General features: G+C 66.1%; 10 protein-coding genes. 7 read left to right on the top strand and 3 right to left on the bottom strand.

Annotated elements, in window-relative coordinates; all coding sequences use genetic code 11:
* Nucleotides 1-961 precede the first annotated feature (961 nt).
* Nucleotides 962-1,678 (top strand): DUF3581 family protein, encoded by a 717-nt coding sequence (locus CK498_RS07280; protein ID WP_095620168.1) that lies wholly within the window; start codon nucleotides 962-964, stop codon nucleotides 1,676-1,678.
* Nucleotides 1,679-1,681: 3 nt separating this feature from the next.
* Here CK498_RS07280 and CK498_RS07275 read toward each other — a convergent pair whose 3' ends face one another.
* Both CK498_RS07275 and CK498_RS07270 read right to left on the bottom strand, forming a co-directional pair.
* Nucleotides 1,682-2,593: a universal stress protein gene (locus CK498_RS07275; protein WP_095620167.1), complete on the bottom strand. Its 912-nt coding sequence runs from the start codon at nucleotides 2,591-2,593 to the stop codon at nucleotides 1,682-1,684.
* Nucleotides 2,594-2,667: 74 nt separating this feature from the next.
* Nucleotides 2,668-3,681 carry an acyltransferase family protein gene (locus CK498_RS07270; RefSeq protein ID WP_095620166.1) on the bottom strand — a complete coding sequence of 338 codons (1,014 nt, stop codon included), beginning with the start codon at nucleotides 3,679-3,681 and terminating at the stop codon, nucleotides 2,668-2,670.
* Between the two features lie 169 nt (nucleotides 3,682-3,850).
* Between CK498_RS07270 and CK498_RS07265 the strand changes: the two genes are divergently transcribed.
* The 5 genes from CK498_RS07265 to CK498_RS07245 all read left to right on the top strand — a co-directional run bounded on the left by CK498_RS07265 (nucleotide 3,851) and on the right by CK498_RS07245 (nucleotide 10,361).
* Complete coding sequence (locus CK498_RS07265) at nucleotides 3,851-4,723, top strand: alpha/beta hydrolase (protein ID WP_095620165.1); 873 nt, start codon at nucleotides 3,851-3,853, stop codon at nucleotides 4,721-4,723.
* 168 nt (nucleotides 4,724-4,891) lie between these two features.
* Complete coding sequence (locus tag CK498_RS07260; protein ID WP_095620164.1) at nucleotides 4,892-6,049, top strand: ABC transporter substrate-binding protein; 1,158 nt, start codon at nucleotides 4,892-4,894, stop codon at nucleotides 6,047-6,049.
* A gap of 48 nt (nucleotides 6,050-6,097) precedes the next feature.
* Nucleotides 6,098-8,215 carry a methyl-accepting chemotaxis protein gene (locus CK498_RS07255; RefSeq protein ID WP_095620163.1) on the top strand — a complete coding sequence of 706 codons (2,118 nt, stop codon included), beginning with the start codon at nucleotides 6,098-6,100 and terminating at the stop codon, nucleotides 8,213-8,215.
* 148 nt (nucleotides 8,216-8,363) lie between these two features.
* On the top strand, nucleotides 8,364-9,335 hold the full coding sequence (locus CK498_RS07250) for a magnesium transporter CorA family protein (RefSeq protein WP_095620162.1): 972 nt from the start codon (nucleotides 8,364-8,366) through the stop codon (nucleotides 9,333-9,335).
* 69 nt (nucleotides 9,336-9,404) lie between these two features.
* Nucleotides 9,405-10,361, top strand: a complete 957-nt coding sequence (locus CK498_RS07245) for a sensor domain-containing diguanylate cyclase (RefSeq protein WP_095620161.1) — start codon at nucleotides 9,405-9,407, stop codon at nucleotides 10,359-10,361.
* Here CK498_RS07245 and CK498_RS07240 read toward each other — a convergent pair.
* Nucleotides 10,358-11,533: an MFS transporter gene (locus tag CK498_RS07240; RefSeq protein WP_095620160.1), complete on the bottom strand. Its 1,176-nt coding sequence runs from the start codon at nucleotides 11,531-11,533 to the stop codon at nucleotides 10,358-10,360. The genes CK498_RS07245 and CK498_RS07240 overlap by 4 nt on opposite strands.
* A 169-nt stretch (nucleotides 11,534-11,702) precedes the next feature.
* Here CK498_RS07240 and CK498_RS07235 point away from each other — a divergent pair, with 169 nt between their 5' ends.
* A complete protein-coding gene (locus tag CK498_RS07235) occupies nucleotides 11,703-12,281 on the top strand; it encodes an NnrU family protein (protein ID WP_095620159.1) in 579 nt (192 codons plus the stop codon).
* Nucleotides 12,282-12,283 lie beyond the last annotated feature (2 nt).

Below are 12,283 nucleotides of genomic sequence, written 5' to 3'. Positions count from 1 at the left end.
GGCCGCCGGGGGTCAGGCGGGTGCTGTCGAGGGATACGCCGAGGTCGGGGGAGTCGAGCTGCAGCTCGCTGCCGGGCAGCAGCTCGCCGCCCTCGAGCAGCAGGCGCCCGGTGAGGTCGCCATGGCCGCTGACCTCGAGCCACTCGAGCCCCAGCAGGTAGTCGCTGAACACCGCATAGGCGTCGCTGGCACCGGCCAGCTCGATCTCGCCGTCGACGGCAGTGACGATATCGCCGCCGCGCTGGTCGGCAAAGTCGAAGGGCGCAAGCGCCAGGCGTGTGTCGAGCTGGATGTCCTCGACCAGGGTCACCGCATCGCGGGTGACCCGGCCGTCGTCGAGGTGCAGCGCCAGGCCCTGGATGGAGAGTTCGCGCTGCTGCCAGGCCAGTTCGCTGAGACTCAGCCTGCCGCTACCGGCGATGCGCAGCCGGCCCACGGCGACCTCATGGATGCGCCGGGCGTCGAGCCGCTCGATCTCAATGCGCCCGTCGAGCAGCGGGCGCAGCGCCACCTGGAGGCTGACCTGCTCGACGTCGAGGCCTAGCCAGCGCGGCGCCTGCTGAACCAGTTCCAGGCGGGCGGCACTGAGCTGGCCGGGGTACCAGCTCCAGGCGCGCTCCCAGCGCAGGTCGAGTTCGGCACGCGCCAGCGGTTCCTCGAGCAGGGCGGCGCGCAGCCGCTCGCTGTTGAGCAGGGTGTTGGCCAGCGCCAGATACACCAGCCACAGGCAGAGCAGTGCCAGCAGCAGGGCCTTGGCGACGCGCCGCACCGGCGTAGACGAACGCCATACCATCAGCGCTGCCGCAGCGCTTGGAGAGTGGCAGAAAAGGCGTCAGCGACGTGCCGAAACGCGCTCGCCGCTAGACAACGTATGACACTATGGGTCAACCTGCCGCCTCCTTTGCCGTATGGAATATGGCATCATCCCTTGATACACCACTTATGCGCAGGCACATAACGCATGTTTCTCGATGATTTTCATTCGGTCAGGGATGGCCGCATCGGTATCTCCGCGGATCAGGCCAGTCACTTCGCCAAACGCGTGGCGGGGGATTACAACCCGATCCATAATCCCGATGCGCGGCGCTTCTGCGTGCCCGGCGACCTGCTGTTCTCGCTGGTGCTGATGCGTTTCGGTCTGTCGCAGCACATGAACTTCCGCTTCCTGAGCATGGTCGGGGCCGACGTGGCGCTGGATTTCCTGGAGCACGACGATGGCCGTATTCGCGTCACCGACGATGCCGGCAAGGTCTATCTCGAGGTCGAACGGCGCGGTGAGTCGACCCGCGACGAGTCGGTGGTCGAGGCCTTTGCGCGGCGCTATGTGGCGTTTTCCGGCAAGAACTTCCCGCACTACCTGAAGCCGCTGATGGAGGCCCAGGGGGTGATGTTCAATCCCCAGCGTCCGCTGGTGATCTACGACAGCATGGGCTTCTCGCTGACTCGCCTGGATGCCGTGGAACCTGGCCTGGAGCTGGCCGGCTCGTCGTTCGAGGTGACCGGCAAGCGCGGCGATGTGCTGCTCGAATTCGACATGACCAGCGCCAGGGAGACCATCGGCCACGGCTCCAAGAAGCTGGTGGTCAGCGGCCTGCGCGACTACGACGCCAGCGCCATGGATGCCATCGTCGACGAGTTCTACCGCCTCAAGCACGCCTACGAAGCCTCGACCGCCTAGTACTCAGCGGGTGACCACGATGATTGGGCACGGCGAGCGGTCGATCACCTTGTGACTGACCCCGCCGAGCAGCTGCTCGCGCCACTGGCTCATGCCGCGTCGGCCCATGATCAGCAGCGGCTTGCCGTCGGCCTGGCGAGCGTGGTCGAGAATCGCTTCCGCCGGCGCGCGGCCGATCAGGCACTGCTCGATGATCGGCGACTCGACCCCGGCCAGATGCTTCTTGGCATGTGAGAAGATCCAGTCGCACTCGCGGCGCTCGGTGTCGCGCTGGCGCGTCGGCGTGGCCGGGTCATCGGGGTCGCGCGGCACGCAGTACATCAGCTCCACCGGCAGCTTGCCGGAGATCGCCAGGCCGGCGGCCAGCTCGGCGGCGGCGGCGCTGTGCGATGAGCCGTCCACCGGCAGCAGGATACGGTCGATATGCTCGGCGTCGTCGATCGACATCTGGTCGTGCACCACGCACACCGGGCAGCGCGCCTTGTGAATCACCGCATTGCTGAGGTTGCCGCGCAGCAGCTTGCCGAGCCGATCGAGCCCCTGGGCGCCCATCACCAGCATGCTGTCGGGAATCTCGCTGGTGTGGTCGATGATCTCCCGGGCCAGGTGGCGTACGAAGTCGTGTTCGCGCAGGGTCACTTCTTCCACTTCCACGCCCAGGTCACTGCCCAGCGCCTGGCGCGCCTGGGCGAAGGCGCGGGTCACCGAGCCCTGAATTACCTCATGGTCGTAGTCGACCTCGTCGAGCCGGTTGGCGGGAATATCGCTGAGCTCGGCGGGGTACAGCGGCTGCACGTGCAGCAGCTGCAGCGGCGCCTGCCACAGCCGTGCCAGCTGGGCGGCGTGGCGTACCGCCGCCAGGGTGGCCCGTGAACCGTCCACCGGCACCACGATCTGTGAGATTGGCCTGCTCATCTATCTAGGGCTCCTGTTATTATCGAAACTGCTTAACTGCCAATAGCCTAGCGCAGAGTGGCGGGTCTTGTCGGCTAGCGGATCGCCAGGCGCTTGCCAAACATCATACCGCCCCAGCTGAGGCGATTGACCAGCGCGTTGAGCCAGATCGACCCGGCCATGCCGATGACCAGCAGCAGTGCCGCATAGAGTGGCAGCGAGAAGTGCACGTAGCGGTCGACGAAGTCGACCACGGCGAAAAACAGCGGGTGGGCCAGATAGATGCCGAATGAGTACTCATTGACCTTCTTGACCAGCACCGGCGCCGGGCGGTCCTTGAGATAGCGCATCAGCCACAGCGTGAACAGGATGAAGAAGGGGATCACCCAGCTCTCCTTGGAGGAGTACTCGAGCTGGCCGGCGAAGGTCAACGCCACGATCACCGCCACCCAGCCGGCCAGCCACCACGGATTGGCCAGTTGGCGCAGTGCGCTGACGCGTTCCAGATAGGGATAGTGGCGGACCAGCACCAGTGCCAGGAAGAACAGGTAGACCCAGCCCACCGGGACGATCCAGTGCAAGTAGCCCGGGGGGGATACCTCGAACCAGCGGGTCACGCCCCAGTAGCCGGCGCTGATCAGGCTGCCCAGCACCAGCCAGGGGGCGGCGGGCAGGTAGCGGCCCAGGTCGTAGCGGGTATAGACCCAGTAGAAGACGTAGAACTGCATGGCGATGATCAGGAAGTAGCCGTGCCAGCCGGCGTAGACCATGTACTCGACGAAGTTGTCGACGAAGCCCAGCTCGCCGCCGTCGGCGGTCACGCTCAGGTAGTTGGTGGTGGAGTAGATCAGCCCGTAGACCACATAGGGCACCATCACGTACTTGATGCGGTTGGCCAGGAAACCTTCGGGAACACGACTGCCGTAGCGCGCCGAGAACAGGAAGATGGAGATGAAGATGAACACCGGCGTGCCGAGTACGGTGGGGATGCGCGCCAGGTCGATGTAGAGGTTGTCGTAGCGCTGGTTGAGGCGATCGAGGAAATGAAAGCAGAAAACGGCCAGGCACCCATAGAAGCGTAGCCAGTAGATTTCCTCGATGCGTTTCATGGCGCCCCAACCCCTTCGATGATAATCGTTAGCCGTTGAACGACCTCGCGTGGCGTGATGTCCGACCGCAGCGAGGCCAAGTAATTCCTTGGCAGACAATTATCCTTTTCATTTCATGGCTCTTTTGTTTCAAGGCTGGTTGCTTGTGTGGATAGGGAGACGTCTGGATATGGAGCTAACGCTGCGTGGGATGCTGCTTGGAATGATGGCGCTGTTGATCGCTACCCCGGCACTGGCGGGACAGGTGAGCCACCAGCGCTTTGCTTCGGAGACCCTGGGGCGCGACTATCCCTACACCATCTACCTGCCCGACGGCTATGCGGTGTCCAACCAGCGCTATCCGGTGATCTATCTGCTGCACGGCTCGTTCGGCAGCGACCGCGACTGGACCGCCAGCGGCAACCTGCGCGCGGTGGCCGACTACCTGATCCAACAGGGCCGCATTCCGCCGGCGGTGATCGTCATGCCCGGCAGCCTCAGCTGGTGGGTGGATGGCCATAACGAGGCGGCTCGCACGGCCTTCTTCGAGGACCTGATGCCGCATATCGAGGCCACCTGGCACGTGCACGAGCATCGCCAGGGGCGCGCCATCGGTGGTCTGTCGGCGGGAGGCTACGGCACGCTGAACTTCATCATGGAGCGCCCCGATCTGTTTGCCGCCGCCGCTGCACTGAGCCCGGCCAGCTACAGCCCGATGCCGCCGGGCAACTCCTCGGCGCGTCGCCATCCGGCCTTCCTCGACGACGAGGGGCGCTTCGATCCGGTGCTGTGGTCTCAGCTCAACTATACCGCCCACCTCGACGACTACCTGGCGCAGCCGCAGGTCGTGCCGCTCTACCTCAGTGCGGGTAATCGAGACCCCCTGGACGCCGAGCAACATGCACGGCGTATCTACCGCGAGCTGGTCGATCACCAGCCCGAGCAGCTGCTGCTCGAGATCCTGCGCGGCGGCCACACCTGGCGGGTATGGCGCACCAGCTTGCCCAGCGCCTTGATGTTCATTGGCGACTACCTCGACCCGCCGCGGGCGCTGGAGGAGTAAGCGTCGCGTACGGCCATTATGTCCTCCAGCACTAAGCTTGGGTGAAAACGCTCCCGATGCATTGCAGCATTCGCTAAACTTTGTCGCATGGCGGCCGATATTCGTTGTAGATGGCCACCGCCAAGTCCGGTGGCTGCACCCTGTCGAACGATATCCGGGAGTCGGTCCATGCGACGTCGAATTGCATTGCTGCTGGGAGCCCTGTGGCTGCTGGCTCCACACGCCCAGGCTGAGCTCAAGTTCGGTCTGGTGGCGCCGCTCAGCGGCCCCGCCGCCTCGCTCGGCAACGGCATGCGCCAGGGCATCGAGGCGCACTTTGCCGAGGTCAACGCCGCGGGTGGCGTGCACGGCGCCGAACTCACCCTGTTGGCCCGCGACGACCGCTACGAGCCACTGCGTGCCGCACCCGAGACCCGCCGGCTGATCGAGGAGGACGAGGTACTAGCGGCGATCGGCAACGTCGGCACGCCCACCGCCATCGTCACCATTCCGTTGCATAACGAGTACCAGACGCTGCTCTATGGCGCCTTCACTGGCGCTGGTGTGCTACGCCGCGATCCGCCCGACCGCCACGTCATCAACTACCGCGCCAGCTATGTGCAGGAGACCGCGGCAATGGTTGACGGCTTGCTCGAGGCGGGCATCGCCCCGCAAGAGATCGCCTTCTTCACCCAGAACGACGGCTTCGGCGACGCTGGCTATATCGGTGGCGTGCGCGCCCTGGAGTCCCATGGCTTCGAGGCCGCGCGAGAGCTCGCGCACGGCCGTTTCACGCGCAATACTCGTAACGTTCACCAGGCGCTGGCGACCATTCTGCAGGCGCCGGTGACGCCCCGCGCGATCATCATGGTGGGCACCTACGGGCCGGTCGCCGACTTCATTCGCGAAGCGCGCCAGGACCTCCCCGAGGCACTGTTCCTCAACGTCTCCTTCGTCGGCAGCCAGGCGCTGGTCGATGAGCTCGGCGAGCTGGCCGAAGACGTGATCATCACCCAGGTGGTGCCGCCGCTGGATGCCGACCTGCCCGGCGTGGCGGCCTACCGCGAGGCGCTCGAGACCCATGCCAACGGTGCCAGCCCCGACTTCATCTCGCTGGAGGGGTATCTGGCCGCGGCCCTGTTCGTCAAAGGATTGGAGGCGGCCGGCCCCGAGCCGGACCGCGAGGCGCTGGTCGATGCGCTGCTGGGGCTCGGCGAGGTCGACCTCGGCCTCGGCGAGCCGCTGCGCCTGGGGCGCGGCGACCACCAGGCCAGCGATGCGGTATGGCCGACCATCATCCGCAATGGCGGCTTCGAGGCGGTGGACTGGTCCACCCTCGCACGCTGACCCCCTGCCGCACGGGCGGGGCCGTTACCAATTTCCAAGGGGCACGACATGAAACGTACTCTCAGTCTGCGCGCGATGCTGATCGGACTGTTCCTGGCCGCGGTCCTCGGTGCGGTGGTGCTGGCCGCTACCGGCTTGATGTCGAACCAGCGGCTGGTCGACTCGCAGCGCTTCATTCTCGGCGAGGTGCTGCCCCAGCAGGAGGCGAGCCGTGGCATGGTCGACAGCATGGCAGCCTTCGGTGCGCGCCATGCCGACCTGCTGGCCGCCGCCGACGAGGCGACGCTGGCCGAGGTCATCCCCCAGGCGACGCTCGACGAGCGCTTCCTGGCGGCGCGTGAGGGGCTGAGCGAGCGTGACGATGCCGCCCAGCGCGAGCGCTTGGCCAGGCTCGATGCCGGCTATGCGGCGCTACTCGAGGCGGACAACGCCCTCGACGAGGTGCGCCGCGAGGACCTGGCCCTGGCGGCCACCATGGACGAGCGCATCGCCGCGATGCAGCAGCGTATCGTCGAGGTCATGATCAGCGCCGAGGACATGGCCGGCCGCGCCACCCTGGCCGACGTTCGCGCGCGGCGTGACCAGCGCGCGCGGGTCGAGGCCTGGCTCGAGGAGGGCATGACCACGCTGCCCACCTCCCTGGTCGAGGGCCTGCTCGACGATGGCGGCAATATCGCCGAAACCAGCAGTACCGTACGCACCGCGGTGGCGCTGCTGGCTGACCTCGGCCGCCAGCTGATGCAGGTCGAGAGCAGCGACCGGCTGGTCAACCTGCGCTACAACGAGATCGCCCAGCAGCTCAACCTGGCGCGCCAGTCGTTGGGCGCCATCGCCGGGTCGACGCGTGCCAGCACCGAGCAGAGCGAGCGCGCCGCGGCGCTGACCGAGATCATCGACGAGCTGGATGGCCTGATGGTGAGTGGCAACCAGTCGGTCTATGCGCTGCGCCATGAGCAGCTCGATCTGCGCCAGGGCCAGGCACAGGCCCTGGAGGACGTGGCCACGGCCATGGGCGACATGCGCGCCACGCTCGGCGAGCTCGAGGCCGACGGCGTGGCCCAGGCCGACCTGGCCGCCGGCCAGGCCGAAGAGCTGGCCAACGCCGGGCGCGTGCTGCAGATCGGCGTGACCCTGGCAGTCATCCTGGTGCTGGCGATCTTCGGCTGGCGCACCCTGGTACGCGTGCTGGGCCCGCTCGGGCAGATGCGCCGCCAGATGGAGAGCATCAGTGGCGCCGCCGGCGAGAACGCCGACCTGTCGCTGCGCCTGGCGCTGCAGCGCGACGACGAGATCGGCCGCACCGCCCAGGCCTTCAACCGCATGATGGATACCTTCGAGGGCATCGTGGCGCAGATCCGCGACGGTGCCGGAGCGATCGCCGCCAGCAGCCGTGAGATCGCCTCGGGCAACGACGACCTGTCGCAGCGCACCGAGGAGCAGTCCTCGTCGCTGGCCGAGACCGCCTCGAGCCTCGAGCAGATCACCGCCACCGTCAAGCAGACCGCCGACTACGCCAACCAGGCGCGGGACGCCAGCCAGGAGGTCGACCGGCGTGCCCACTCCGCCGGCGACGTGGCCGGCCGCACCAACGACGCGATGCAGGCGATCCGCCACTCCAGCGAGAAGATCACCAGCATCATCACCGCCATTGACGACATCGCCTTCCAGACCAACCTGCTGGCGCTCAACGCCTCGGTGGAGGCGGCGCGGGCCGGCGAGCAGGGCCGCGGCTTCGCGGTGGTGGCCCAGGAGGTGCGCAAGCTGGCCAGCCGCAGCGCCGAGGAGGCGTCACAGATCCGTCGCCTGGTCGACGACAGCGTCAACAAGGTTGGCGAGGGCGCCAGCCTGGTGCGCGCCACCAGTGAGCACCTGCAGGAGATCATCGACAGCCTCAAGCATGTCAGCGGCTATGTGACCGAGATCGCCAGTGCCACCCACGAGCAGTCGGCGGGCATCGAGCAGATCAACCAGGCCATCGCCCAGCTCGATCAGGTCACCCATCAGAACGCCCAACTGGTTCAGGAGGCCTCGAGCGCCAGCCACGTGCTCGACCAGCAGGCTGCCGACATGCACGCCCTGGTGGGGCGCTTCCGGGTCGCCGCCGCTGGCGACAGCCGAGCGGCCCTTCCTGAGCCGTCGGTCGACGAGGCCGAAACCTGGCGCTGAGCGATGCAGACAAGCAGTGCCTGCCGCTAACCGTTATGCTGTAGTAAGTCATGGCATAGCAGTAGACGGCAGCCAACTGCCAGTTCGTAGTGCTGCTCGAGCGCGCCGGCAAGGCGCAGGTACACCTGGCAGAGGATGCCGACGACTCATGATCCGTACGCTGATGGTCGATGACACGGGCCGCTGGCAGCAGGGCGGTGAGGAGCTGATTGCCGCCTGGCGGGCCAGTGGCGAGGCGCATATCTGGATCGATATGCAGGGCGAATCTCAGGACTGTGAGCGCGAGATGCTCGAGGCCTTCGATTGCCATCCGCTGGCGATCAACGATGCCCACCGCGACCGGCATCCGCCCAAGATCGAGGAGTTCGAGCACCACACGCTGATCATCTACCGTGGTATCGCCGCCTTCGACGCCGAGCTCAACTACCGGCCCCAGCCGCTGTGTTTCTTCATCGGCGAGCGCTTCCTGATCAGCCTGCATCCCAGCGAGGCGCGCAGCATCGAGCGGCTGTTCGACGAGCACGGCACGCCACTGCTGCAGGCCTCACCGCAGCAGGTTGCGCTCAAGGTGATGTACATCTCGGCGGGTTACTACCTCGACAGCCTGCTGGAGTTCGAGGGCGTGCTCAGCGACCTCGAGGACGAACTCCTCGAGGCCGGCAACGACCAGCTGATGCGGCGCATCACCGCCTACCGCTCGCGGCTGGTGAAGATGCGCCGCATCTTCAACTACCACAAGGGCATTACCCAGGAACTGATCGCCTACGACTACCGCCACCTGCCGCGTGACGACAGCGACACCCTGCACGCCATCAACGACGTCTACGAGCGCTTCGAGCGGCTGCACAGCCTGACCCAGATGTACTACGACATCTGCGGCGACCTGGTGAACGGTTATATCTCGATCTCCTCCCACCAGCTCAACATCACCATGCGCGTGCTGACGGTGATCTCGGCGATCTTCATCCCACTGACCTTCATCGCCGGTGTCTACGGCATGAACTTCGAGCATATGCCGGAGCTCGGCTGGCGCTATGCTTACTTCGTGGTGCTGGGCGTCATGCTCGGCATCGGGGTAACGCTGGTATGGTTTTTTCAACGCAGGGGCTGGTTTCGTTAACGACGACGGCTGCTATCTTAGCGAGACCGTCTGGGCCAAAAAATATCATAGCGTCACGGAGTAACCACCATGAATCAGCTGCCCCCCGAGGGCGAGCTGTCGTCGGTCGATAAGCTCGATCACAGCGTCTACAAGACCCTGCTGGAGTCGACCAAGGCGATCCCCTGGAAGATCGACTGGAAGACCCTGCAGTTTGCCTATATCGGCCCGCAGATCGAGGCGCTGCTTGGCTGGACGCCGGAGAGCTGGGTCAGCGTCGATGACTGGGCGACGCGCATGCATCCCGAGGACCGCGACTGGGTGGTCAATTTCTGCGTTTCGCAATCCCGCCAGGGTAGCGACCACGAGGCCGACTACCGCGCCCTGACCCGCGACGGCGACTATGTGTGGATTCGCGATGTGGTTCATGTAGTGCGCGACGCTGAAGGCGACGTGGAGGCGCTGGTCGGGTTCATGTTCGACATCAGCGAGCGCAAGGCCAATGAAGAGCAATTGGTGCGGCTGCAGCGCGAGCTCGAGGCCTACTCCTATCAGGACGGCCTGACCGGTGTCGCCAACCGCCGTCGTCTCGACGACTACCTCACCCAGGCCTGGGAGGAAACGCGCCGCAACACTCAGCCGCTATCGCTGATCATGATCGATATCGATCATTTCAAGGAGTACAACGATCACTACGGCCATCTGGCCGGCGACGAGGCACTCAAGCGTATCGCCTATGCACTGAGCTGCGTGGCCACCCGGCCCCGCGATGGCTTTGCGCGCTTCGGTGGCGAGGAGTTCATGTGGGTGCTGCCGGAAACCCCGGGCCCCGCCGCCCTACAGTTGGCCGAACGCTGCCGACGCGAGATATTCAAGTTGCAGCTGCCGCATGCCGCCTCACCCCTGGGCTGCCTCACCATCAGCCAGGGCGTGGCGACGCGGATTCCCGCCCACGACGATTCGCTGGCAAGCCTGCTCGATCAGGTCGACGTCCAGCTCTACCTCGCCAAGCGGGCCGGGCGCAACCGGTGCAGTGCCTCGGATTAGGCAGAGGTCCGGTGGCTCAGGCGCGTTAGCCGCAGGTGCAGCGCTGCCAGCCCCAGCCCGAGCAGTATCAGCATGCCGCCGAGCAGTGGCGGGAAGGCCTCGGCGCCGGCCAGGTCTAGCAGCGGGCCGGTCAGCGATGGCACCAGCAGCGCGCCGCTGCCGGCGGCGGTGAAGATCAGCCCAGTGGTGCGCCCGCTCATCTCCATCACCTGGTTGCCGAGACTGAACAGTGTGGGGAAGATCGCCGAGGCTGCCAGACCGAACAGCAGTGAGCCCAGCCACAGCGGCAGCCACACCGCATGCAGCGCCAGCGCCGTGCCCCCGCCGAGCAGCAGGCAGCCGATCAGGATCGCCCACGGCGAGCGCCAGCGCAGCAGCGGGATCGCCAGCAGGCGCCCGGCGGAGAGTGCCAGCCAGAACAGCGTGACCAGCAGCGCGGCGCGCTCGGCGGTGAGGCCAGTGAGCACACCGTAGGCGGTGATCCAGCCGGCGAAGGTGATTTCGGCCCCAACGTAGAGCGCGAACAGCAGCATAAACAGCGCCAGCAGCAGCGGGTCGTGATGCTTGGGGGTACGCGGCGTGGTGTCCTCATCGCCGGCCAGCTTGCTGGGACTCTTCAGTCGCGACAGCGGCCACAGCATCGCCAGCAGATAGGCGGCCACCACCCAGAAGGCCCACTGGAACAGTCCCGTCATGGCCAGCGCCGCGACCATGACCAGCGGCACCAGCATATTGCCCAGCCCGAAGCAGAAATGCAGGGCGCTGACGTGGGGCCCGGCGGCGTCGCGGTGGCGCCACAGCAGCAGGGTGTTGCCGCCGGCGTTGAGCGACACCTCGGAGAAGCCCAGCAGCAGGAACAGCGCGGTCAGCAGCCACAGCGACGGGCTCAGCGGCGCCACGGCGAGGCCGGCCACGGTCAGCAGCAGCATGCCGACCAGCAGCCGATGGCCGTTGAGCCGATCCATCAGCAGGCCGGTGATGAAGGCACCGCTCATATTGCCCAACGCACGGGCGGTGAACAGCATCGCGATCTGGCTCATGCTCGAGTCGGTCATCGCTGCCAGGTGCGGCAGCGCCGGGCCGAGCAGGCCGCCGGTCATGCCGATGCCGATGAACAGCAGGAAATAGCTGAGGGTCACTTGGCGGTGGTGACGGCTGGGGAAGTACAGCATGACCGGTCCTTGGCGAGCGCATGGGGCACAGGCTGCCCGGCGCTGAAGGCGGCTATGTTGAACGATTCAGATGGCGATCTTCAAGCCCGCGATCACGCTTGTCATGCCCCGGCCGGCGGGTTGTGGCATGCTTGGCGCACCTGACATTCTCTGCTGGAGCATTTCCTACATGTTTATCATGATTCTCGGCCTGCTGATCTTTTTGGGCAGCCACTCCGTGCGTATCTTCGCCGACGACTGGCGTCAGGCGCAGTGTGAGCGCCTCGGCGAGACGACCTGGAAGCTCGCCTACTCGGCGGTCTCGGTGCTCGGCCTGGCCATCGCCATCTGGGGCTATGGCCAGATGCGCCTCGATCCGATCTTCGTGTGGTTCCCGCCCACCGGGCTGCGCCATCTGGTGCTGCTGCTGATGGTCCCGGCGTTCATCATGCTGGTGGCCGCCTACGTGCCGCACAACGCCATCAAGGCCAAGCTCGGTCACCCGATGATGCTGGCGGTGAAGATCTGGGCGCTGGCGCACCTGCTGGCCAACGGTCGGCTTGGCGATATCGTGTTCTTCGGCGCCTTCCTGGTGTGGGCGATCCTCGCCTTCCGCGCCGCCAAGCAGCGCGACCGCGCCAATCCGCCGGCTGCACGTGAGAGCCGCACCGTTGCCACCGTGTTGACGGTGGTGATCGGCCTGGTGGCCTACTACCTGTTTGCCTTCCACCTTCACGTGCTGGTCACCGGCATGCCGGTGATGGGCTGAGG

The sequence above is a fragment of the Halomonas salipaludis genome (assembly GCF_002286975.1).
GTDB classification, from domain to species: Bacteria; Pseudomonadota; Gammaproteobacteria; order Pseudomonadales; family Halomonadaceae; genus Franzmannia; species Franzmannia salipaludis.
The sequence above is the reverse complement of the archived record's forward strand: the minus strand, read 5'-3'. Positions and strand labels throughout refer to the sequence as shown.

Coding starts and splice junctions, on each gene's coding strand:
- CK498_RS07280 (WP_095620168.1), top strand. CDS start 962: ATGTTTCTCGATGATTTTCATTCGGTCAGGGATGGCCGCATCGGTATC.
- CK498_RS07275 (WP_095620167.1), bottom strand. CDS start 2,593: ATGAGCAGGCCAATCTCACAGATCGTGGTGCCGGTGGACGGTTCACGG.
- CK498_RS07270 (WP_095620166.1), bottom strand. CDS start 3,681: ATGAAACGCATCGAGGAAATCTACTGGCTACGCTTCTATGGGTGCCTG.
- CK498_RS07265 (WP_095620165.1), top strand. CDS start 3,851: ATGGAGCTAACGCTGCGTGGGATGCTGCTTGGAATGATGGCGCTGTTG.
- CK498_RS07260 (WP_095620164.1), top strand. CDS start 4,892: ATGCGACGTCGAATTGCATTGCTGCTGGGAGCCCTGTGGCTGCTGGCT.
- CK498_RS07255 (WP_095620163.1), top strand. CDS start 6,098: ATGAAACGTACTCTCAGTCTGCGCGCGATGCTGATCGGACTGTTCCTG.
- CK498_RS07250 (WP_095620162.1), top strand. CDS start 8,364: ATGATCCGTACGCTGATGGTCGATGACACGGGCCGCTGGCAGCAGGGC.
- CK498_RS07245 (WP_095620161.1), top strand. CDS start 9,405: ATGAATCAGCTGCCCCCCGAGGGCGAGCTGTCGTCGGTCGATAAGCTC.
- CK498_RS07240 (WP_095620160.1), bottom strand. CDS start 11,533: ATGCTGTACTTCCCCAGCCGTCACCACCGCCAAGTGACCCTCAGCTAT.
- CK498_RS07235 (WP_095620159.1), top strand. CDS start 11,703: ATGTTTATCATGATTCTCGGCCTGCTGATCTTTTTGGGCAGCCACTCC.